We start from the raw sequence: 23,101 nt of genomic DNA, 5'->3' as shown, positions 1-23,101 counted from the left end.
CCCGGCCGAAAGCCGAAGAAGGCCCGCACGGGCCGGGCCGGCGCACGGGAAAAAGAGGGCCCCGGCAGCCAAGGCGCGGTCAGCTTACCGCGCGAAAAGAAATACACACCAGATTCCTGGGACGCGGTGGGGGAGAGGCGGGCTGATAAGTCGCCGACGGGATTGGAGACCGGTGTCACGGGGAGGACGGCCGGTGCGGTGCGGTGCGGTGCGGTGCGGTGCGGTGCGGTGCGGTGCGGCGGGGTGCGGTGCAGTGCAGTGCGGCGGGGCGGAGAGCCGGCGCCGACGGGATCCCCGCCGCCGGGGGAGAGAGCTGCTGTCGCCTGTCGCCTGTCGCCTGTCGCCTGTCGCCTGTCGCCTGTCGTCGCCGGCAGCCGGTTCGCAACCGTGCCGATCGCCGGGGATCCCGGCGCGGCCCCTCTGACCCTCCGCCCTCCGACCCGTCCAGCCCTCCGCCCCCAGGGCCTTCCGACCCTCCGACCCCAGGACCCTTCCGGCCGGTCCGTCCCTCCGCCCCCGCGGCCCCTCCAGTCCCTCCGGTTTCTCCGGCGCGGCCCGTTTCGGGGCGGCGGTGAGGTCCGGCCTTCGGTGCGGTCCCGCCGCGGCCCCCCGGTGCCCGGTGCGTCCCTTCCCCACCCGGAGAGGGGTCCGCCCCGGTGGTGGCCTGCGCTCTTGCGGTGGGGCCGGGTCTTCCTCGGTGGGGTGCCCGCGGTCCGGCGGTGTGGCCGGCCGGTGTGCAAGCGGGGAAATCCCCGGTTGCACACCGGATCGGATGCCGCCGCACGGTTGCAAAAAAATACCTTGTCGTAGGTATTCTTATGACGGGTCGGCCGGAGTGCGCACAGACTCCGGGCCCCTGACCGAGAGCGGCGGTGCGGCTGAGGAGTGGTCGAACGTGACGAACAGCGAAGCAGTGCTCCGGCGGCGGGACGCGCGCGTGCACCCACCGGAACGCGAGGACCCCGAGGCGCGCTACACCGGTCCCGGTGCCGGCGCGGACGTCGAATGGGTGCCGGTCGCGGAGCTGGACCTGTCGCACTCGCCGCGCTCCGCGGGGGAGAACGGCGAGCACATACGGGTCCTGGCCGAATCGCAGGCCGACCTGCCGCCGATCATCGTGCAGCGCGGCACCAACCGGGTGGTCGACGGCGTGCACCGGGTGCGCGCGGCCCGGCTGCGGGGCGAGCCGGCCGTCCGGGCCCGCTGGTTCGACGGCGACGACGCGAGCGCCTTCGTCCTGGCGGTGCGGCTGAACGTGCGCCACGGACTGCCGCTGTCGCTGGCCGACCGCAAGGCGGCCGGCACCCGCATCCTGTGCGAGCAGGAGGACTGGTCCAACCGCGCGATAGCGTCCGCCGTCGGACTGTCGCCCAAGACGATCGCCGCCCTGCGCGAGGCGCTCGGACGTCCCGGGGGACGGGCCAGGATCGGCCGGGACGGCCGCGTGCGGCCCGTCAGCACCGCCGCCGGGCGCGAGCGCGCCAAGGAGATGCTCCTGCGGGAACCCGCCTCCTCCCTGCGCGCGGTCAGCGCGGTCGCCGGCGTCTCCACCGGCACCGTCCGCGACGTACGCGACCAGCTCGCGCGCGAGAGCCGGGCGGTGATCCCCGCCCAGCGGCGCGCGGCGCCCGCACCGGGCGCCGAACCGCCGCGCGAGCGCAGCGCCCCCTCGGCCCAGGCCGCCCCGCCGGGGCACGGCTCGCCGCCCGGACACCACGCCCCGCCCGGACACCACGCCCCGCCCGGGCACCACGCCCCGCCGGGGCAGCAGGGCGGACTCGACCGGTCGACGGCGCTGCTGCGCTCCCTGCGCACCGACCCCTCCCTGCGCTTCAACCAGTCCGGCCGGCTGCTGCTGAGCATCCTCGCGGTGGCCGCCATCGACCCGCAGGCGCAGGACGGTCTCGTCCTCGACCTGCCCGACCACTGCCTCGACTTCGTCGCGGAACTCGCGCAGGCGAGCGTGCAGGCCTGGCAGGGCCTCGCCGTGCGCGTCTCGCAGCGCCGCTCGGCCCCGCCCGCCCGCAAACAGCCGACGGTGAACCGTAAACCCTGAAAAGCGGGGAAATCGCGGGGCTTGACGGAGCATCGAATTCCTTGGTTTCGTCATTCGAGCAACACCGGAAAACAGCGAAACGAAACCTCCGAAGAAAGCGCATCGAATTGCGCACCGGACAACCGGTCCGGATATCTGGACCTGGGACGGGGTGTTGAGAAAATGACCGATGCATACGGCTGGAACGGAAAAGAGCGCCGGGTTCGGCGCATTGTCCACTCGGCTTCCGGGACGACGTTCCTGGTGCCGCTCGACCACTCCCTGGCCGACGGCCCGGTGGCCTCCGCCGCCGGATTCGCCGGGCTCGTCGAGTCGATGGCCGCCAACGAGGTCGACGGCATCATCGTCCACAAGGGGCGCGTGCGGTTCCTGCCGGCCGACGCGCTCGGGCGGCTGGCGCTGATCGTCCACCTGAACGGAAGCACGCAGCACGCCCCGGACGTGGACGCCAAGATCCTGGTCGGCGCCGTGGAAGAGGCGGTCGCCCTGGGCGCCGACGGCGTCAGCGTGCACATCAACCTGGGATCGAGCACCGAGGCCGCCCAGCTCACCGACCTCGGCGCGGTCGCCGCCGGCTGTGCCCGCTGGGGCCTGCCGCTGCTGGCGATGGTCTACCCGCGCGGCCCGCGCATCAGCGACCCGGCCGACCCCGTCCTGCTGGCGCACGCGGCGAACGTCGCCGCGGACCTGGGCGCCGACATCGTCAAACTCCCCTACACCGGCTCCCCCCTGACGATGCGTGAGGTCGTCGAGGCCAGCCCGATCCCGGTCGTCACCGCCGGCGGCGGCGTCCTCGAGGACAGCGGGAAGTTCCTCGACGTCATCGACAGCACGATGGAGTCCGGGGTGCTCGGCGTCGCCGTCGGACGCAACGTCTTCCAGGCCCCGGACCCCGGAGCCCTGGCCCGCTCGGTGGCCCGCCGGGTCCACGCGGGCCCCCGCTCGCTCGACACCCTGGCCGCCCTGCGCCAGGAGCTGTCCGAGGCCACCGTCTGAGGGCCGGCCCCCACCCGTCTCAAGGGGACCCCCCTGAGCCCGTCCGCACACCGTGAGCGGACGTCACCGACCAGCCAGGCGCGACCACCACAGGCAAAGCCACCCACAACCGAAGGTGCGAACATGAAATCCGCATGGATCGACCTGCGCGGCACCGCCGCCGAGCTCGCCACCGCCATCATCGAGGAAAGCACCCACATCGGCGTCGAGACCGTCGTGCTGGACGACCCCGAACTGGCCGCCAAGGTCCCGCCGAACGTGCAGAAGGCCGCCGTCGTCACCGGGGAGACGCCCACCACCCTCATCGACCGTCTCGTCGACGTGGTCGACATCCTGATCGCCGACCACAGCATCGCCGAGAAGTTCGAGGGCATCCGCCCCGACCTGCGCTCCGGCGTCCTGATCAAGGTGCTGGACGAGCAGAGCCTCGACCTCGCCTGCCGGATCGCCAACGAGGCGGAACTGACCCTCGTCGAGTTCCGCCAGGACCCCAGCAAGATCCCGCTGGAGATCCTGCTCGCCGCCGCCGACAAGGCCAAGGGATCCATCGTCACCGTCGTCACGGACGTCGAGGACGCCGCCACCACCATCGGCGTGCTCGAGCGCGGCTCCGACGCCGTCCTGCTGGCCCCCAAGCGCGTCGGCGACGCCACCGAACTGGTCCAGGTCACCCGCGGCGAGGCCGCCTCGCTGGAGATGGAGGAACTGGAGATCGTCCAGCTCACCCACCTCGGCCTGGGCGACCGGGTCTGCGTCGACACCTGCTCCCACCTGCGCCCCAACGAGGGCATCCTCGTCGGCTCGTACTCCACCGGCCTGGTCCTCGTCAGCAGCGAGACCCACCCGCTGCCGTACATGCCCACCCGCCCGTTCCGGGTCAACGCGGCCGCCCTGTCCTCCTACACCCTGACGCCCGGCAACCGCACCCAGTACCTGTCCGAGCTGCACTGCGGATCGGAGATCCTCGCCGTCAGCACGGACGGCAGCGTGCGCACCGTCGTCGTGGGCCGCATCAAGATGGAATCGCGCCCCATGCTGCGCATCGAGGCCCGCACCCGCAGCGGCCAGCTCGTGGACATGGTCGGCCAGGACGACTGGCACGTGCGGGCCCTCGGCCCCGGCGGCAGCGTCCACAACTTCACCGAACTGCGCCCCGGCGACGTCATCCTCGGCCACACCATGACCGACCAGCGCCACGTCGGCTACGCGATCCGGGAGTTCCTCCACGAGCAGTAGAGCCCGAGCCGCTCACGTGACCGCCGCCCGGGAATCGGCGGTCGGCGCGGCAGCCGAGCAACGTCTTCCACGTCCCGCGGATCTGAAGGAAGAGAGTGCGCGAGATGGCGCTCATAGTGCAGAAATACGGCGGCACCTCGGTCGCCACACCTGAAAAGGTCATCGAAGCGGCACGGCAGATCCGGGCGGCCCGCGAGGACGGCAACCAGGTCGTCGTGGTCGTGTCCGCCATGGGCGGGGCCACCGACGAACTGCTGCGGCTGGCATCCGCGGTGACCGCCCGCCCCGACGCACGCGAACTCGACGCCCTGCTGTGCACGGGCGAGGCCGGGTCCGCCGCGCTGATGTCGCTGGCCCTCAACCACCAGGGCGTCGCGAGCCGTTCGTTCAGCGGCCCCGAGGCGGGCATCCGCACCGACCACCGCCACGGCCGGGCCACGATCGTGGAGGTGGACCCGCGCCGGCTGCGCGAGGCGCTCGCCCAGGCGAGCGTCCCCGTCGTCGCAGGCTTCCAGGGCGAGTCGATCGCCACCGCGGCCCGCACCACCCTGGGCCGCGGCGGCTCCGACACCACCGGCGTCGCCCTGGCCGCGGCCCTCGGCGCCGACCACTGCGAGATCGTCACCGACGTCGCCGGCGTCTACACCGCCGACCCCCGCACCGTCGCCGGCGCCCGCCGGCACACCGCCCTGCTCTACGAGGAGATGGCCGAACTGGCCGTCAGCGGCGCCAAAGTGCTCGCCTCCGACTCCGTCGACTACGCACGCACCCACGGCGTCGACCTCAAGGTCCGCTCCAACAGCGCCGCCACCGGCCCGCAGACCTGGGTCGGCGACGGCCGCCGCGCCGCCGCGACGGGAGCCGGGCAGCCCTGGACCCCCGCCGGCCGCATCCGCCCCATCGCCGGCGTCGCCGGCCGCTCCGGACTGGTGCGGTGCGTCCTGCGGCGCATCACCTCCGACCACGTCCTGCGCCTGCTCGGCGAACTCGTCGAACGCGAGACCGACGTCGAACTGCGCCGCTACGGCAACCTCGGCACCGAGGACGCCGGCGACATCGCCCTGACCCTGCCCGAGGACAGCGTGCAGGACATGCGCGAACTCCTCGCCGACACCGACCGAGGCATCCGCCTCGACGAAGCGCACTGGACGTCCAACCTGGCCCGCCTGTCCGTCGTCGGCCTGGGCATCGGACGGCGGCCCTACGCGCCCCTGCGCCTGCTCGAAGCCCTGCGCACGGCCGGCGCCGCCCGCACCGACCTGCACGTCACCTCCAACCGGCTCAGCGTGCTCACCGGCCGCGGCGACCTCGCCGCCGCCACCCAGACCGTCCACGACGCCTTCCTGTCCGAACTGCCGGCCCCCCTGGTCCACCCCGCCGCCCCCGACCGCACCGGCACACCCTGGCCCCTGCCCGCCGGACGCGGACAACTCGACGCCGCGGTGCCCGCCCTGGCCGCCGCCGAGTGACCCGGGCCCCCACACCACGAGGGAGAACACCGATGCCCGCCATCCCACCCGGCCCCGGCCCCGCGGGCGGCACCGGGCCGACACCGCCCACCCCCACCGCCGACGCCCGGCCCCAGGAACCGCGATGAGCGCCCCGCCCGCCTTCGACCCCGCCTTCGACCCCACCTCCGACGACCAGCTCGCCGACCCCTACCCCCGCTACGCGCAGATGCGCGCCCGGTGCCCGGTCCTGCACGACCGCGACCGCGACATCTGGGTCCTCACCCGCCACGAGGACGTGGCGCGCGTCGTCCACGACCCCGGGACGTTCTCCTCCGAGAGCGCGGTCCGCATCTCCGGCGGACCCGAGTCCGAAGAGGTCCAACAGGTCCTGGCCGAAGGCTGGTCCCTGACACCCAACCTGACCGAGAGCGACGGCGAGGAACACACCCGGCTGCGCGTCGCGGTCAACCGCGTCTTCACCCCACGGCGCGTCGCGGCCCTGGAACCCTTCGTCCGCGACACCGCCGAAGACCTCATCGCCCGGTTCGCCGCCGACGGCCACACCGACATCATCGAGAGCTACGCCTGGCCCCTGCCCCTGATCGTCATGGCCAAGATCCTCGGCGTGCCGCCCCGGGACGTGCCCCTGCTGCGCCGGTGGAGCTCCAACTGGCTGAAGCTGTCCGTCGGCACCGGCGAGCCCGCCGAACGCGTCGAATGGGCCCGCGACGTCGTCACCATGCAGCACTACGTGATGAGCCTGCTCGACGACACCGACCGGGCCGACCCGGACTCGCTCATCTCCTCCCTGGCCCGCTACGGCCTCGAACACCGCCTCGAGCACGTCGAACTGATGCGCATCGTGATGAACCTGATCATCGCCGGACACGTCACGGTCACCCGCGCCATCGGCAACGGCCTGCTCACCCTGCTGGAGCACCCCGACCAGCTCGAGGCCCTGCGCACCGGCGAGGCGTCCGCGGAGACGATGGTCGAGGAGACCCTGCGCTTCGAATCCCCCGTGCAGGGCCTGTTCCGCACCGTCACCCGGCCCACCGAACTCGGCGGCCGCCACCTCGCCCCCGGCGACCGGGTGATGGTCCACTGGGGCTCCGCCAACCGCGACGCCGACGTCTTCGACGACCCCGACGCCTTCGACCTGCGCAGCAGGCCCGGCCGCCACCAGATGGCCTTCGGCCGCGGCGTCCACGCCTGCCTCGGCGCCGCCCTGGCCCGCCTGCAACTGCGCATCGCCATCCCCCTGCTCTTCGACCGCCTCCCCGCACTGCGCCCGGGCCCGGCCGGCTCCCGCACCCGCGAACGCCTCGTCATCGCCCGCGGATTCGAGGAACTGCACCTGCACTGGGACGCCCCCGAGCCCGCGAAAGGCCCCCCGATGACCGCACCAGTGCCCGGCCCCCGTCGCGCCGACGGCCCGCCCGGGCCCGCGTAGGCGGCCGCCATGACCTACGACGTCATCGTGATCGGCGGCGGATCCGCCGGCTGCGTCCTGGCCAACCGGCTCAGCGCCGACCCGCACCGCTCGGTCCTGCTCCTTGAGGCGGGCCCCGACTTCGCCACCACCGCCGACACGCCGGCGGACCTCAAGGACGCCACCTACGCCCCCTACACCTACGACTGGGGCTACCGCTCCCTCCCCGACGCCTTCGGCAACGAGGTGCCCCTGCCGCGCGGCCGCGTCATCGGCGGCTGCTCCGCCGTCAACGTCTGCGTCGCCATGCGGGCCAGGCCCTCGGACCACGACGCGTGGGCCGACGCCGCAGGCCCCGCCTGGGGCTACCCCGCCATGCTCCCCCTCTACCGGCAGATGGAGCACTACCCCCACGGCGAGGAGAAGTACCACGGCCTGGACGGCCCCTACCGCATGACCCTCGCCGACCCCCGCGACCTCGGCCCGCACGCCGCCGCCGCACAGCGCGCCGCCGCACACCTGGGGCACCCCGAGGTCGCCGACTTCAACGCCCCCGGCACGCCGGGATTCGCCCGCACCCCGCTCAGCGCCGCCGACGGCGTCCGCCTGAGCACCGCCATCGGCTACCTCAACCCGGTCCGCGAACGGCCCAACCTGCACATCCGCGGCGAGACGACGGCCGACCGGGTGCTCTTCCACGGCACCCGGGCCCGCGGCGTACGCCTCACCACCGGCGAGGAGATCCCCGCCCGGCACGTCGTCCTCAGCGCCGGCGCCTACAACTCGCCCGCCATCGCCCTGCGTTCGGGCATCGGCGACCGCGACGACCTGACGGCGCTCGGCATCGGCACGGTCGCCGACCTGCCCGGCGTGGGCCGCAACCTCACCGAACACCCCGCCTACTGGATGGTCCACGCCGCCAAACCGCCGACGCAGCGGGCCCGGTCGGTGTTCGGCAGCGTCCTCAGCGTCGCCACCGCACCCGACGAGCCCGACTTCGACGTGCAGATCCTGCCGTCGGCGGCCGTACCGGCCGGCAGCCTGCCCGAACAGTTCGTCCCGCGCACCGCCCACCACCCCACCGGCTGGGACATGGTCTTCTTCATCTCCTGCGTCCAGCCCCGCTCCCGCGGAAGCGTCCGGCTCTCCTCACGCGACCCCCTGGACGCGCCGGTCATCGACCTCGGCCTGTACCGCGCCGCCGAGGACGCCGAACGGGTCGCCGACGGGGTCCGCCTGGCCCGCCGCCTGGCCCGCACCCGCCCGCTGGCCGACCTGCTCGCCGACGAGCGGATACCGGGCGCGGACATCAGCGACCGCGAACTCGCCGACACCGTCCGCCGCGCACCGGCGCACTACAACCACGCCGCCGCCACGATGCGCATGGGCCGCCCCGACGACCCGGCCGCCGTGGTCGACGCCGACGGCGCCGTGCACGGCGTCCAGGGGCTGAGCGTCGCGGACGCCTCGGTGTTCCCGGCGATGCCCCGCGTGGCCACAAACGTCCCCGCCGTCGTGGTCGCCGAGCGGATCGCCTCGGTACTGCGCGAACGCCTCGCCCCGCACACCTGAGCCCCACCACCAGCCGAGCCGGGCCGCCCGGCGCACGATTTCAGGAGGATCCCCGTGTCCACGACCGTCGAAGCCGTACAAGTCCTGCGTACCCGCTGGTCGTCCGAGAACGAGGCCGACCGGTTCACCGTGGACGACCCGGCGACCGGCCGGCCCCTGGCCGTCGTCCAGGGCGCCGACGCCGAGGGGGTCGACCAGGCGGTCAGGGCCGCCCACCGGGCCCACTACGCCTGGAAGGCCCGCACCCCCCGCGAGCGGGGCCGCTGGCTGGCCAAGGCCGCCCAGGTGATCCGCGAGCACGCCGACGAGATCGCCGCCCTGGAGTCCAGCGACAACGGCAAGCCCTACTCCCAGGCCCGCCAGTTCGACCTGGAGGGCGCGGCCACCATCTTCGAGATGTTCGCCGGCCTGTGCGAGGCGATGCCCGGCCAGGTCCGCGACGCCGGCAGCATGCTGGACGTCACCGTCCGCGAGCCGGTCGGCGTGGTCGGCGCGATCGTCCCGTTCAACTGGCCCCCGCTGCACACCGCCGGCAAGCTCGCCCCCGCCCTCGCCGCGGGCAACGCCGTCGTCCTCAAGCCGCCGGAGCAGGCGCCGCTGTCGGTGCTGCGCATGGCCGAACTGGTCCAGTCGGTGCTGCCCGACGACGTCGTGCACATCGTGCCCGGCGCCGGCCCCACCGGCGCCCACCTCGCCGGCCACGAGCTCGTCGGCAAGATCTCCTTCACCGGCGCGCCCTCCACCGGCCGGGCCGTCGTCAAGACGGCCGCCGACAACCTGACGCCGACACTGCTCGAACTGGGCGGCAAGAACGCCCTGATGATCTTCGACGACGCGGACCTGGAGTCCGCCCTGCCCTGGGCGGTCGAAGGCGGCTACTTCAACCAGGGCGAGGCGTGCACCGCCGCCTCGCGGATCCTCGTCCACGCCGACCTGCACGACGAGGTGGCCCGCCGCCTCGCCTCGGCCGTCGGCCGGCTCAAGGTCGGCGCCGGCTCCGACGCCGCCACCCACGTCGGCCCGCTGGTCAGCCCCGCACAACGGCAACGCGTGCTGGACTACCTGGAGATCGGCGTCGCCGAGGGCGCCACGATCGCCGCCCAGGCACCCCTGCCCACCGACCCCGGCCTGGCCGACGGCTACTACGTGGCCCCGACCCTGTTCACCGGCGTCACCCCCGACATGCGCATCGCCCGGGAGGAGATCTTCGGCCCGGTCGTGTGCCTGATCCCCTTCCACGACGAGGACGAGGCCGTCCGCATCGCCAACGGCACCGACTTCGGCCTGGTCGCCGGCGTGTTCACCCGCGACTCCGAACGCGCCCTGCGCGTCAGCCGCGAACTGCGGGCCGGCATCGTCTTCGTCAACCACTACAACCGCTCCTTCACCGGCACCCCCTTCGGCGGCGTCGGCGCCAGCGGCTACGGCCGCGAACACGCCCTGGAGACGCTTCAGGAGTACAGCTTCAGCCGCAGCCTGCGCCTGCCCTCCGGCCGCGAGGCCATCCCGCGCTGGGCGCCCTCCCTCGACGTCGTCGACGGAGCCTGACCGGCCGGAGCATGACCGGCGCCGGGGTCGGCCGGCTGCGGCGGATCGCCGACGAACCCGGGGCGGGCCCGCGCCGGCCGCCCCGCGCCGCCGCCCGCGACGCACGACCGCCCGCGACGCACCACCGCGTGACGACCATCCACTTCCTCTGCCGACCAGGAGTACTGCCATGGTGACCGAGTTCGTCGAGACCGCCGTCGTCGGAGGCGGCCAGCAAGGATGCTCGGTCGCGGGCTCCCTCGCCCGGCTCGGCTACCGGGCGGTGGTCTTCGAGCGCGGCGAGATCGGCCATGCCTGGGCGAAGGAACGCTGGGAGAGCCTGCGCGTCAACACCCCCAACCGGACCGTCACCTTCCCCGGCATGCCCTACGACGGCGACGACCCGGAGGGCTACATGCCGGCCCGCGAGGTCGCCTCACGGCTGCGCCGCTACGTCGCCGAGACGGGCGTCGACGTGCGCGAACACACCGCCGTGCGCTCGGTCGAGGCGCCCGCCGGCTCCCCCGCCCACCCGGACGCCCGCTTCCGCCTCCACCTGGAGAACGGCTCCGGCGTCGAGGCCCGCAACCTCGTCGCCGCCCTCGGCGGCTACTCCGCGCCCCGCCTGCCCGAGCTGACCGCCCGGATCGACCCCTCGGTCACCCAGCTGCACACCCGCTACTACCGCGACCCGCGGTCCCTGCCGCCCGGCGCCGTGCTCGTCGTCGGCTCCGGCAACAGCGGCCAGCAGATCGCCGAGGACCTGCGCGACGCCGGCCGCCAGGTCTACCTCTCGGTCGGCCGCCACAAGACCTCGCCGCGCCGCTACCGCGGAGCCCAGGTCCTGGACTGGTTGCAACTGCTGCCGCTGGAGGGCAACCTGGAGTCCGCCTCCGGCGGCCGCGGCGACTCACCCGTCCTGCCCGGCGTGTCCGTCCTCAGCGGCAAGGCCGGCGGCCGCGATCTCAGCCTCGGCGTGCTCGCCCGCAAGGGCGTCACCCTCGTCGGCAGCGTCCGCGACGCCCGCGGCGGCGTCCTGCACCTCGAGGACAACGTCCGCGCGATCGCCCGCGACGCCGCCCGCGCCGAGAGCGAACTCCTGCGGGCCATCGACACCGCGATAGAACGCAACGGCCTGGTCGTCCCCGACCCCGCCCCCCAACCCCCCTTCGACCCCGCGCAGTTCACCGACCACGGCGACACCCTCGACCTGACCGCCCACCACATCACCACGATCGTCTGGGCCACCGGATTCGTGCCCGACTACCGCATCCTGCCGCCCACCGCCCTGGACGGCAGCGGCCTGCCGGTGCACCGCGCGGGAACCGGCACCCTGCCGGGCCTCTACTACGCGGGCCTGCCCGAGGGCGGTTCGGTCATGCCGCTGCTCATCGCCTCCACCCGGGCCCAGGCCGAACGCGTCGCCCGCAGCATCCACCTCGACAACACCCTGCGCCACCGCTCCCCGGCCGCCCTCGGCCCCCTCTGGAACTGAACCCGCCCGGCCCGCCGGCCGGGACGCTACAGCGGCGCCCCGCGGACCTCCCGCGGGGCGCCGCCGCACGCGCCGGTACGGGCGGGCGCCGTCCGCCCGGACCCTCCGGCAGCGGGCACGGACGCCGGTACGCACGCCGGTACGCACGCCGACGGCGCCGCCCCGGATCGTTCAGGGGCGGCGCCGTCGGCTTGGTACGTCAGGCCGGGCGGGGGACGACCTTCAGGCCCAGGGGGCCGTTGATGATGAAGGACTCCACGCGGTCGGGCCGCCGGCCGGGGTCGGCCAGGGCCAGGTCGGGCAGCCGGTCGAAGAGCGTGCTCAGGGCGACGTCCGCCTCGAGGCGGGCGAGATGCGCGCCGAGGCAGAAGTGGGGCCCGTGACCGAAGGCGAGGTGTTCCTTGCCGGAGCGGGTGGGATCGAAGCGCTCCGGGCACCGCGGATGCAGCTGCGGGTCCCGGCCGGCGGCCGCGAAGGCGACGGTGATCGCGTCGCCCTTGCGGATGACGACCCCCTCGCCCAGGTCGATGTCCTCCAGGGCGCAGCGCATCGGGATGTGCATGATCGGGCCCTCGACGCGCAGCGTCTCCTCGATGACGTCCGGCCAGCCGATGCTCCCCTCACGGATCCGGTCGAGGGTCCCGGGGTTCTCGAGCACGGCCTGGACGGCGCTGGTGATGAGGTTGACGGTGGTCTCGTAACCGGCGCCGATCATCAGGAACAGCGTGCCGAGCAGCACCTCCTGCGACAGCGGCTCCTGACCGGGGTCGGACGGCAGCAGCAGATCGCTGGTCAGGTCGGCGGCCGGATGGGCGCGCTTGTGGCGCAGCAGCTCGCCCAGCCGCTCGTACAGGGTGTCGTGGGCGGCCAGCGCCTCCTGCGGCCCGAGGGAGGAGTTCAGCACCGCGTCGATCCCCGCGCCGATCCCGGCGCGCAGCGGGCCGGGGACGCCGAACAGGTCGCAGATGACCGTCAGGGTCAGCGGCAGCGCGAGGGACTGGCGCACGTCGGCGACGGTCCCCGGCTCCAGTGCGGCCAGCGCGTCGACCAGACGGTCGGCGGTCTCCCGGACCCGCGGGCGCATCCCCTCCACCTTGCGCGGCGAGAAGGTGGGCGCGACACGCCGCCGCGACCTGCGGTGCTCCTCGCCGTAGAAGTTGAAGAAGCTCTGCTGAAGGGCGAGGGCGGCGAGCGGCCAGCCCTCGGGCATCTCGTCCAGGGCGGGCCAGTGCCGGCGCAGGTCGCGCGAGACGCGGGGATCGTTGGTCAGGGCCTGGATGACGCTGTGCCGGGTGACCGCCCAGGCGCGGACGGGCCCGGGAAGCTCCACCAGCACGGCCGGCGCCTCGCGCAGCGAGGTGGCCTCGGCGTGCATCGCGCGGCCGGTGGGATCGAGGACGGGGCATCGGGTGATGGCCGGTGACGACATGGGACAGCTCCTCACTGGAGAACGGCGCGGGGGACATCCGCCGGTTCCGGCCGACTCCCGGCAGCGACGGTGTGTGTGGTGTCGGCGGCGGGCCGCGGGGGCGGGGTGTCGGCGCGCTCGCGCAGGAACAGCGAGGCGGTCAGGCCGATCACACCGGCCGCCGCCATGTAGCAGGCGATCGGGATCCAGCTGTGGTACCTGCCGAGCAGAGACGTGGCGACGAGCGGGCTGACGGCGCCGCCGAGCAGACCGCCCACGTTGTAGCTGACGGACATCCCCGAGTACCGCAGCGCCGTGGGGAACAGCTGCGGGTAGAACGCCCCCTGCACCCCGTAGTTCGCGGCGAACCCCGCGAACAGCACCAGGAAGCCGAGCGCCATCAGCGGGAAGGAACCGGTGCCCAGCAGCGGGAACCACGCGAACGGGGCCACCGTCATGACGACGATGCCGCCGACGAAGACCGCCTTGCGGCCGCGGCGGTCACCCAGCCGGCCGAAGAACGGCATGGCGAGGATCAGGAAGACGCACGACCCGGCGAGCAGCGTCAGCATCTGCGCCCGGCCGACGTGGACGGTGGAGGCGTACTTCAGCGAGAACACCGAACCGAGGTAGAAGACCAGGAACATCGGCAGCGCCGACAGCGACGCGCACAGGGTGACCAGCCCGTGCCGCGACAGGAGCTCCAGCGCCGGTACCGACCTGACCGCGCCCTCGGCGCGCACCCGCTGGAACTCGGGGGTCTCCGCGAGCCGCAGCCGCACGCGCAGCGCGAAGACCACGAGCACCGCGCTGAAGAGGAACGGCAGACGCCATCCCCACGACAGCACCTGCCGCTCGGGAAGCCTGGTGACCAGCAGCAGGACGCCGTTGGCCAGCAGGAGCCCCCAGGCGTTGCCGGTGCCGACGACGGCGGTGAGCAGGCCCCGCCGGCCGGGCCGGGCGCTCTCCAGCGCCATCAGGAACCCGCCGCTGGACTCCCCGCCCAGCGAGAACCCCTGGACGAAGCGCAGGACCGTCAGCAGGACCGGGGCGGCCACGCCGATCGTCGCGTAGGTGGGCAGCAGACCGATCAGGACCGTCGCGCCGCCCATCACGGTGAGCGTGGTGATCAGGGTCGTTCTGCGGCCCAGCCGGTCCCCGAAGTGCCCGAAGACGAAGGCGCCGAGCGGCCGGCCCACGAACGCGACGCCGAACGTCGACAGCGACAGCAGCGTCCCGGCGGTGGGGGAGAAGGAGGGGAAGAACAGCTTGCCGAAGTACAGGGACGAGAACGACCCGTAGATCAGGAACTCGTAGAACTCGATGCTGTTGCCGATGAGGCTGCTCAGGACGGCTCTTCTGCGCAGCCCCTCGGGTGTGAGGACGTCATGCATGGGGCTCTCCGGGGCTCGATGGACGACGGCGCCGGGCCACTGCGGGCGCCGGTGCGGGTGTCGGTGCGGTGCGGTGCTGTGCGGGTGCGGCGCCGGGGCGGCCCGCCCGCAGCCGACGGGAGGCCGCGCCCGCAGCCGCTGGAAGGCTCGCCCGTAGCCGACGGGAGGTCCACCCGCCGCCTGCGCAGGCCCACTTGGGCCTGCCCGCCCGCACCGCGGGCCGGCTCGGACCGCTCGCGTGCGTTGCGGTGCCGTCCGGCGACCGGAGCGGGCGGGACAGGCCCGGACACGACGGCCCGGACGCGACAGGCCCGGACGCGACGGGCCGGGGGTGCGGTCGTCCGCGGACGACGTCGCCCGGACGGCCGCACCCCGTACGGCTAGCCGGTGAAGTCCTCCTCCCACCACTCCTGCGCCGAACGCGTGACCCGCTGCTCCTCGCGCCTGCGCAGTTCGGCCCGCTGCGTCTTGCCGGAGATGGTCTTGGGCAGTTCGGCGAACTCGATCCGGCGGATCCGCTTGTAGGGCGCGAGGTGTTCCCGGGCGTGCGCGAGGATCTGCCGCGCGGTCTGCGCCTCGGGGCGGTAGTCGGCGGCGAGCGCCACGTACGCCTTGGGCACGGCCAGCCGCAGCGGCTCGGGCGAGGGCACCACCGCGGCTTCGGCGACGGCCGCGTGCCGCAGCAGCACGCTCTCCAGTTCGAAGGGGGAGATGCGGTAGTCGGACGCCTTGAAGACGTCGTCACCGCGTCCCAGGTAGCGCACCAGGCCCTCGGCGTCGCGGGTGGCGAAGTCGCCGGTGCGGTAGTGGCCGTCGCGCATGGCGCGCGCGGTCGCCTCGGGATCGCCGAGGTAGCCGCTCATCAGGCCCAGCGGCCTGCCCGCCAGCGGCAGGCAGATCTCGCCCTCCGCGCCGTCCGGGACGGGGGCGCCGCTGTGCGGGTCCAGCAGCGCCACCTCGTAGCCCGGCAGCGCCCAGCCCAGCGCGCCCTCCACGACCTCCATCCCCGGCGGGGTGCCGATCTGGGCGGTCGTCTCGGTCTGCCCGTAGCCGTCGCGGACCGTCACGCCCCAGGCGTCGCGGATGCGGTGCACGATCTCCGCGTTGAGCGGTTCTCCCGCGGCCACCGCCTCGCGCAGCGACACCGGCCACCGGCCGAGGTCCTCCTGGATCAGGCTCCGCCACACGGTGGGCGGCGCGCAGAACGACGTCGCCGCGCAGCGTGACATCGTCTCCAGCAGCGGACGCGCCGCGAACCGCGGCTGGTTGACGACCAGGACCGTCGCCTGCGCGTTCCACGGCGCGAACAGGCAGCTCCAGGCGTGTTTCGCCCAGCCGGGCGAGGAGATGTTCAGGTGCACGTCGCCGGGGCGCAGCCCGAGCCAGTACATCGTCGACAGGTGACCGACGGGATAGCTCAGGCCGGTGTGCCCGACCATCTTGGGGCGGGCGGTGGTGCCCGAGGTGAAGTAGATGAGCGACGGCTCCTCGGGCCGCGTGCGGACCGTCCGCCGCAGCGGTGCGGCGGTGCGGGCGCGGCCGTAGTCCTGCCAGCCCGCGACCCGTTCCCCGACGGCGATGCGGGTCCATCCGCCGCGCAGCGCGTCGAGCCGGGGGGTGAGGTCGGCCTGCGCGATGACGTGCCGCACCCGGCCGCGTTCCAGCCGTTCGGCCAGGTCCTCGGAGGTCAGCTGGACGGCCGCGGGGATCACGGTGGCGCCCAGGCGGAACGCGGCCAGCAGGCACTCCCACAGCTCGACCCGGTTGCCGAGCATGAGCAGGACGCGGTCGCCGCGCCCCACGCCGAGCGAGCGCAGCCATCCGGCGACCCGCCGGGAGCGTTCGGCGAGCTCGGCGAAGCTCACCGCCGTGTCGGCCAGCAGCGCGCCCTGCCGGTCCAGGTCGACCACGCGCAGCGCGGTGGCGGTGTTGCCGTCGGAGATGACGTCGAACCAGTCCGCGACCCAGCTGAACGTCTCGCCGAGGCCGGGCCGGGGAAAGGCGCGGGCGCGCGGCAGGTCCCCGTAGGAGGACAGCAGGTGGTCGCGGGCGCGCCGGAACTCTCCGGTCGCATCGGGCATGGTGGTCATCTCCCGTCGAAGGTGGCGCGGCCGGGCCCGTCGGCGGCGAAGCTCCGCATGCCGGTGAGCCGGTCCTCGGTGGCGAACAGGGCCGCGAACACCGACCGTTCGACGCTCAGCCCGGCGGCCAGATCGCCCGCCAGCCCCTGGTCGACGGCCGTCTTCGCGGCGTGCAGGGCCAGGGCGGGCCCCTTCTCGAAGCGCCGCGCCCAGCGCAGCGCGCTCGGCAGCACCTCCTCGGCCGGCACGACCTGGTCCACCAGGCCCAGGCCGAGCGCCTCGTCCGCGCCGACCTGCCGTCCGGTGAAGATCAGTTCCTTGGCGCGGGCCGGGCCGATCAGCCGCGGCAGCCGCTGGGTGCCGCCGGCCCCCGGGATGACGCCCAGCAGGATCTCGGGCAGCCCGAGGCGTGCCCGGCTGCCGCAGATCCGTGCGTCGGCCGTCAGTGCCAGTTCGCAACCGCCGCCCAGGGCAGGGCCGTTGATGGCGGCCACCACCGGCTTGGGGATGGCGGCCACCGCGTCGAAGGCGCCCTGGAGCACGGCCGCGTGGCGCACCATGTCGGCGTGCGTCATCGCGGCCATCTCCTTGATGTCCGCCCCCGCCGAGAACGCGCCGGGCCCGCCGTACAGGACCACCGCGCGGACCCGTTCGTCGGCCGCGGCCTGCTCGGCCGCGGCGCGCAGCGCGTACTGCGCCGCACGGTCGAGGACGTTCAGCGGCGGCCGGTCCAGACGCAGGACGCCCACCGCTCCGTCGAGGTCCAGCCATGCGGTGGGGCGTTGCACCGCGGGTGCGCTCGTCACGACCACAGCAGGCCTCCGTTGACCTCGAGGACGTGGCCGTTGACGTAGCCGGACTCGGGGCCGGCCAGGAAGACGGCGGCGTCGGCGGCCTCGTCGGCGCTGCCGGGCCGGCCGAGCGCCAGCCTGCTCTTGTAGCGCGACCAGATCTTGTCGTTGGCGGTCAGCTGCTGCCCCATGCCCTCGTCGAGGATGCCCGGGGCCAGGGAGTTGACCAGGATGCCGCGCGGGCCGAGCTCGATGGCGCTGACCCGGGTGAACATCTCCACCGCGGCCTTGGTGGCGCAGTAGCCGGCCGCGCCGATCGCGACCCGGGTGGCCATGCTGGAGGAGACGTTGACGATCCGGGCGGCCGGGCTGCGTTCGAGGTAGGGGACCGCCGCGCGGGTGCACAGGAACACCCCGGTCAGGTTGGTGGCCACCATGTCCTGCCAGTCGGTGACCGCCAGCCGGTCCACCCGCCCGTCGCGGCTCACCCCGGCGTTGGCCACCAGGACGTCGATGCCGCCGAAGCGCTCGGCGGTCTCGGCCATCAGCGCGGTGACCGACTCGCTGCTGGTGACGTCGACGGGGACGTAGGCGCCGCGGCCGGGCGCCAGGTCGAGGACTTCCTTGATGTCGTAGGGGCTGCGCGCCGCGCACACCACCCGCGCGCCCTCCAGCAGGTAGCGTTCCGCGATGGCGCGGCCCAGTCCCCGGGAGCCCCCGGTGATCACGGCCGTCTTTCCGGCGAGCCTCATCATGATCCTCCTTGCCTGACGTCGGGTACCGGGAGCACGGCGCAGCCGGCCGTACCGATCACATCGAAGGGCGAGCCGCAGGCGCGGCAGTCGTAGGGCACCTTGCACACCGCGCCGCCGAAGCGGCCGGCGCGCGCGACGTCGTCGCTGGCGCAGTAGGGGCACCGGGCGGCGGTGCCCGCCACGCGGTATCCGGCGGTGCGCAGCGCGTCGTGGCCGGCGGAGGTCACCGACGCGGGCTGCCACGCGCCGCGTTCCCACACGATCTCGATCCCGTGTCCGGGCGCGGCGTCGGTGAGCGCGGACCGGACCCGCCGGGCGATCTCGCCGCGGGCGGGGCAGCTGAGCCGGGTGGGGGCCAGGCGCACCACGATCCGGGCGCCGGTCCGCGAGACCGAACGCACCACTCCGAGGTCGCCCAGACCCACGTCGATCTCCGGGTCGCGTACGGCGGCGACGACGCCGGTGAGCGGGTCGGGGCTCACAGGAACACCTCCGGGGCGTAGTGCTCGCGCACGAGGCTGCCGCGCGCCAGGCAGCGGGCCAGGACGCTCCCGCCGCCTCCCGCCTCCCGCGGCACCGGTTGGTGCGGCAGGCGTGATCCGGGGCCGCCGCTGTCGCCGACCAGGGCGGCCAGACGGGCGTGCAGCCGTGCGGCCGTGGCCGAAGCGTCCGCCGCGCCCGCCGGGGTGTCGTCAGGGGCGGCGCCGAAGAGGTCGCCGGCGTGGTGGGTCACCTCGGCGTAGGCCCGCGCGAACTCCTCGCGGGTCTCGGGCCAGGCGGCCAGCGCCCGCGCCCACCGCCGCCAGTGGTCGAGGTGGACCAGCTGCTCGTCGCGGACGGCGGCGATCGCGGGCCCGTACGCGGCGCTCTCCTCGGCGAGGACGGTGACGGCCGCGGAGACCACCAGGGCGCACGCCACGGTGGAGGGCCAGTCGCCGAGCAGGCCGGTGACACGGGAGACCTGCCACCGGCTCTGCGGCCGGTCGAAGAAGTGGGCGTCGGCGGCGGCCTCGTCGAATCCGTGCAGGGCCAGGACCGTCTCGGCGTGCGCCAGTGCCTCCTGGCCGATGGAGCCGACCGCCAGGGACTCCTCCAGGTCGATGTAGTCGACGATGCGTTCGCCCAGCCGGTTGCCCAGCACGAACAGGTCGTCGGCCAGGGCCCGCCACAGCCCGCTCAGGACCGGGTCGGCGCCCGCGCGAGCGGAGCCCGCCTCACCGGGCCCGGCCGCCGAACTCTGCGTCCCGGCACCGGCGATGGCGGTGTCGGGGGCCGTCGCGGGGGTGTCCGGGCCGTCGGAGCGGTCGCGGCGGCGCGTGGTGGGGAAACGGGGCTGACGGTGCGGCATCCGGGTCTTGGCGGCGAGCAGGGTGCGGTCACCGGCGCTGGAGACGATCATGTCGGTGCGCCGCACCACCCACAGCCGCGACAGGTCGTCGCGGCGCCCGTAGGTCTCCTTGGCCAGGTGCCAGGCGGCCTCCCGGCGCGGCGCGACGATGGAGCCGACGTGGCTGAGCGCCGAGCCGGCGCCGGTCTGCGCGAACACCTCGTAGACGTCGGTGTCGACGGGAACGTGCGGCATCACGCCACCCCCCGCAGCGCGCGCCGGTAGCGCGTATTGCGGTCCAGGGCGCCGCGCACCCACTCCAGCCGGCGCTGGGAGGCCGGGCCGCCGCCCGCGATGACCTTCTTCACCTCGGCCCAGTCGGGCATGGCGAACTCCCACTCGCCCGACGGCGCCCGGCGCACCAGCGCGGGGTCCACGTGCACGCCGAGCTTCTCGAAAACCGGAATGATCTTGCTCAGCCAGGCCTGGCGCAGCTCGTCGTTGCCCTCGGGCTTCAGGCCGATCTGGTACATGCGGTTGGCGTGCAGCGTCTCGGTGTCGGGCGGGCCGAGGTAGGCCAGCACCCGCGGCAGCCACATCTCGAACCCCTCCTGCACCCGGCGGCGCTGGTCGGCGTCACCGTGCGTCAGCACCTCGTGGGTCAGGTCCAGGGCGTGCTGGTAGTGGAAGGACTCCTCGCGCTCGATCTTGCGCAGCGCCCGGGCGTAGGGCAGGTACACGCCCTTCATCAGGGACCGGAACTGCAGGATCGCCGCCGAGTTCATCAGCAGCAGCCCGGGGCCGAACTCCTCCCAGGACGCGAAGGAGTAGTGGAAGATGTTGTGGACCTTGGAGCGGCCCTCCACGTAGTCCAGGAGGATCCGCTCGCGCGGCATGCCCAGGTCCTCGGCGACCCGCGCGGCCACGTGCCCGTGACCCACCTCGTCCTGGACCTTGGCCATCAGCATCTGCCGCCTGCTGTAACCGGGCGCGCGGTCCAGCCACTCGGCGAACGGCAGCACCCCCACCAGTTCGTTGAGCGCCTGCACGGTGGCGAACCGCCTGGCGCCCTCGCGTACCTCGTCGGGCATCGGATCCCACAGTTCGTAGCAGCGGAGTCCCGCCGCAGCCGCTGTCGGCATGTCTTGCTCCTTTCGCAGCGCTTGCACGGTGTGCACCGGTGTGTCGCGGGGGAGGGGGGTTCAGTGCCAGCGGACGACCGCGGCCCCCGCCGTCATGCCGCCGCCCACCCCGGCCAGCACCAGGCGCTCGCCCCGGCGCAGCGGCAGCCGTTCGTTCTCCGCGCGCAGGGTCAGCGGGATGGAGGCGGTGGCGGTGTTGCCGAACCGCGGTGCCGTCAGCGGCACCCGGCCGGGATCGACGCCGAGCTCCCGCGTGCACGCCTCCACCAGACGGGTGTTGGCCTGGTGCAGGATGAAGCGGTCCACGTCCTCCAGCCGGACCCCGGCCGAGTCGAGCGCCTCACCGATCACCTTGGGCAGCACGCCGAGCGCGTACTCGCGCACCTCGCGGCCCCGCATGCGGAACTGGTGCTCGCCGGCCTCCCGGCTGCGGGCGTCCAGCGGTATGCGGGTGCCTCCGGCGGGCACCTCGACCAGGTCCCGGTGCTCGCCGTGGGCGACCAGCCGCCAGCCCAGCACCCCGTAGCCCTCGGGCACCGGGCCGAGCAGCACCGCCCCTGCGCCGTCGCCGAAGAGGCTGACGGTGCGCCGGTCGGAGCGGTTCATCAGCGAGGAGTAGATGTCGGTGCCGACCACCAGGGCGTGGTCGCCGCCCTGGCCGGCCAGCCGCGCCGACAGCATCGACTCGGCGACCGCCAGCGCGTACAGGAAGCCCGAGCAGACCGCGTTGACGTCGAAGGCCGGGATGCCGGACAGGCCGAGCTTGTCCTGGAGGATCGCCCCCGTGGAGGGCTGCGGCTGGTCGGGCGTCGACGTGGCCACGATCAGCACACCGAGCCGGTCGGCCGCCCCGGGCAGCGCCCCCAGTGCCTCGCGGGCGGCGTGCAGCGCCAGGTCGGAGGTGACGGTGCCGGGCTCGCGGTAGCGGCGCTCCAGGATGCCGGTCCGTTCGACGATCCAGCTCTCCTGGGCACCCGTCCACTCGGCGACCTGCGCGTTGTCGACGACCAGCGGCGGCACGTGTCCGCCGAGGCCGAGGAATCCGAAGCCCATCACTCGCCCCCCGCCACGCTGTGTTCCTGCGGTACCTGGACGACGGCGCAGGCCCAGGTCCAGGCCGCCCCGCCGCTGATCACCAGGGCGATGTCGCCCGGCTGGAGCGGCATCCGGTCGCGCAGGTCGGCCAGGTTCGCCAGGAAGTCCCCGCATCCCAGGTGGCCGGTGTCGGCGCCGAAGCGCAGCGCCTCCGCCTTGAGCAGCTCGTCGATCACCGGGCCGTAGATGGAGTCCAGCAGGCTCGCCCCCAGCCGCGGCAGCGCGATGTACCTGATCCGCGGGTCGTCGGGCTCCAGACCGGCGTCGTGCAGGCTGTCCGCGATCACCTTGCGGATGTTGCGGCCGGCGACGGTCTCGAACTTCTCCTTGCCGTACTGCGCCAGGTAGGACTTCTTGGGCGTGCGCAGGTCGATGAAGCCGTCGTGCCACATGGGCGCCGGGCTGAAGTCGTTGCCGTGCCGCATCATCAGCTCGAACTGGGCGTCGGTCGCGGTGGCCAGGGACAGCAGGGCGTAGTCGTCGGGCCCGGCGCCGCCGCGGTGCACCAGCGCCGCGGTGCCCGCGTCACCGAAGCCGAGGCCGTAGTCGGAGGTCCAGCGGTCCATGCCCGGAGGGCAGAACCGGTCGCCCGTCGTGACCAGGACGGCGTCGAGCCCGGCGTCGGCGTCCAGGTGCATCGCGGCCAGTTGCAGCGCCAGCGAACCGGCGTTGCAGCCCTGCTGGACGCCGTACGGTGTCGCACCGCCGGCGCCCACCGCGTGGGCCACGTAGTGCGGCGGCGACCACATGTCATGGCCCTGGTGGTAGATCCAGGTGTGCAGGACCAGGCCCACCTGCGACGGGCTCCAGCCCGCCCGCTCCAGCGCGGCGCGGCCGGCCTGCGCCGCCATCTCGGGAGCGGACAGGTCGGCCGAGGCCGGCAGCCGGCCGACACCGAGCCGCTCCGCGTCCTGTGCGGTCAGCTTCCCCGCCGCCACGGCGTCCTCGACGCTCTCGTGGTCCGGTGGGAACCACGAGGTCACCGTCTTGATCCGCAGATCGTTTCCGAATTTCATACAGGCTCCTTCGAAAGCTCGGGATCCGTGTGGAGTGCGGGTCCGCGGCCGTGGGCGGAGGCCGGGAGAGGGGCCCGGCGGTCCTGCCCGGCCGGGCAGGAGGGGCACGCCGTGCCGGGGCGCGGTGCGGGCAGGCGGGTGGTCCGCCAGCGGGAGCGGAACGGGCGCACCGGGCCACCCGTGGCTTGCCGTCACAATCGCATACCTTCGCAGAGGTATGTAACTGTGGCGGGGCCCGGCCTCCGCGAGCGCCCGCCGGCCCCCGCCGGGCGGATCCGGGCCCACGGGCGCTGCCTGCATCACCCGGCGCGGCGGGCACCTCGGAAA

18 protein-coding genes are annotated in these 23,101 nt (G+C 74.0%); 8 read left to right on the top strand and 10 right to left on the bottom strand.

Annotated elements, in window-relative coordinates; translation table 11 throughout:
* Positions 1–895 precede the first annotated feature (895 nt).
* The 8 genes from Saso_RS37370 to Saso_RS37335 all read left to right on the top strand — a co-directional run bounded on the left by Saso_RS37370 (position 896) and on the right by Saso_RS37335 (position 11,765).
* Positions 896–2,056, top strand: a complete 1,161-nt coding sequence (locus Saso_RS37370) for a ParB/RepB/Spo0J family partition protein (protein ID WP_189927223.1) — start codon at positions 896–898, stop codon at positions 2,054–2,056.
* Between the two features lie 162 nt (positions 2,057–2,218).
* Positions 2,219–3,052, top strand: coding sequence for a 2-amino-3,7-dideoxy-D-threo-hept-6-ulosonate synthase (locus Saso_RS37365; RefSeq protein WP_189927222.1), 834 nt, complete (start codon positions 2,219–2,221; stop codon positions 3,050–3,052).
* 123 nt (positions 3,053–3,175) lie between these two features.
* On the top strand, positions 3,176–4,288 hold the full coding sequence (locus tag Saso_RS37360; protein ID WP_189927221.1) for a 3-dehydroquinate synthase II family protein: 1,113 nt from the start codon (positions 3,176–3,178) through the stop codon (positions 4,286–4,288).
* A gap of 104 nt (positions 4,289–4,392) precedes the next feature.
* Positions 4,393–5,757 (top strand): aspartate kinase, encoded by a 1,365-nt coding sequence (locus Saso_RS37355; protein WP_189927220.1) that lies wholly within the window; start codon positions 4,393–4,395, stop codon positions 5,755–5,757.
* A 124-nt stretch (positions 5,758–5,881) separates the two neighbouring features.
* Positions 5,882–7,192 carry a cytochrome P450 gene (locus Saso_RS37350; protein ID WP_189927219.1) on the top strand — a complete coding sequence of 437 codons (1,311 nt, stop codon included), beginning with the start codon at positions 5,882–5,884 and terminating at the stop codon, positions 7,190–7,192.
* A gap of 9 nt (positions 7,193–7,201) precedes the next feature.
* Positions 7,202–8,743 (top strand): GMC family oxidoreductase, encoded by a 1,542-nt coding sequence (locus Saso_RS37345; protein WP_189927218.1) that lies wholly within the window; start codon positions 7,202–7,204, stop codon positions 8,741–8,743.
* 54 nt (positions 8,744–8,797) lie between these two features.
* Complete coding sequence (locus tag Saso_RS37340; RefSeq protein ID WP_189927217.1) at positions 8,798–10,291, top strand: aldehyde dehydrogenase family protein; 1,494 nt, start codon at positions 8,798–8,800, stop codon at positions 10,289–10,291.
* A gap of 169 nt (positions 10,292–10,460) precedes the next feature.
* Positions 10,461–11,765, top strand: a complete 1,305-nt coding sequence (locus Saso_RS37335) for a flavin-containing monooxygenase (protein ID WP_189927216.1) — start codon at positions 10,461–10,463, stop codon at positions 11,763–11,765.
* Positions 11,766–11,964: 199 nt separating this feature from the next.
* Here Saso_RS37335 and Saso_RS37330 read toward each other — a convergent pair whose 3' ends face one another.
* From Saso_RS37330 to Saso_RS37285, 10 genes are all read right to left on the bottom strand, one after another.
* A complete protein-coding gene (locus Saso_RS37330) occupies positions 11,965–13,194 on the bottom strand; it encodes a cytochrome P450 family protein (protein ID WP_189927215.1) in 1,230 nt (409 codons plus the stop codon).
* An 11-nt stretch (positions 13,195–13,205) separates the two neighbouring features.
* Complete coding sequence (locus Saso_RS37325) at positions 13,206–14,567, bottom strand: MFS transporter (RefSeq protein ID WP_189927214.1); 1,362 nt, start codon at positions 14,565–14,567, stop codon at positions 13,206–13,208.
* 380 nt (positions 14,568–14,947) lie between these two features.
* Positions 14,948–16,648, bottom strand: a complete 1,701-nt coding sequence (locus tag Saso_RS37320; protein ID WP_189927213.1) for an AMP-binding protein — start codon at positions 16,646–16,648, stop codon at positions 14,948–14,950.
* Positions 16,649–16,653: 5 nt separating this feature from the next.
* Positions 16,654–17,454 (bottom strand): enoyl-CoA hydratase/isomerase family protein, encoded by an 801-nt coding sequence (locus Saso_RS37315; RefSeq protein WP_229901513.1) that lies wholly within the window; start codon positions 17,452–17,454, stop codon positions 16,654–16,656.
* Complete coding sequence (locus Saso_RS37310) at positions 17,451–18,191, bottom strand: SDR family NAD(P)-dependent oxidoreductase (protein ID WP_189927318.1); 741 nt, start codon at positions 18,189–18,191, stop codon at positions 17,451–17,453. The genes Saso_RS37315 and Saso_RS37310 overlap by 4 nt, the downstream gene beginning before the upstream one ends.
* Entirely contained in the window at positions 18,191–18,676 is a 486-nt protein-coding gene (locus tag Saso_RS37305; RefSeq protein ID WP_189927212.1) for a PaaD-like zinc ribbon domain-containing protein, read from the bottom strand. Before Saso_RS37305 ends, Saso_RS37310 begins: the two co-directional genes overlap by 1 nt.
* Positions 18,673–19,776 carry a Phenylacetic acid catabolic protein gene (locus Saso_RS37300; RefSeq protein ID WP_189927211.1) on the bottom strand — a complete coding sequence of 368 codons (1,104 nt, stop codon included), beginning with the start codon at positions 19,774–19,776 and terminating at the stop codon, positions 18,673–18,675. The genes Saso_RS37305 and Saso_RS37300 overlap by 4 nt, the downstream gene beginning before the upstream one ends.
* Positions 19,776–20,663, bottom strand: a complete 888-nt coding sequence (locus tag Saso_RS37295) for a Phenylacetic acid catabolic protein (protein ID WP_189927210.1) — start codon at positions 20,661–20,663, stop codon at positions 19,776–19,778. The genes Saso_RS37300 and Saso_RS37295 overlap by 1 nt, the downstream gene beginning before the upstream one ends.
* Positions 20,664–20,723: 60 nt before the next feature.
* The gene (locus Saso_RS37290) at positions 20,724–21,716 is read right to left on the bottom strand and encodes a 3-oxoacyl-ACP synthase III family protein (RefSeq protein WP_189927209.1); all 993 of its coding nucleotides are present in this window, start codon (positions 21,714–21,716) and stop codon (positions 20,724–20,726) included.
* Positions 21,716–22,774, bottom strand: coding sequence for a ketoacyl-ACP synthase III family protein (locus tag Saso_RS37285; RefSeq protein WP_189927208.1), 1,059 nt, complete (start codon positions 22,772–22,774; stop codon positions 21,716–21,718). Before Saso_RS37285 ends, Saso_RS37290 begins: the two co-directional genes overlap by 1 nt.
* Between the last annotated feature and the right edge of the window lie 327 nt (positions 22,775–23,101).

Origin of the sequence: Streptomyces asoensis, from assembly GCF_016860545.1 — a bacterium.
Taxonomy (GTDB): domain Bacteria; phylum Actinomycetota; class Actinomycetes; order Streptomycetales; family Streptomycetaceae; genus Streptomyces; species Streptomyces asoensis.
The sequence above is the reverse complement of the archived record's forward strand: the minus strand, read 5'-3'. Positions and strand labels throughout refer to the sequence as shown.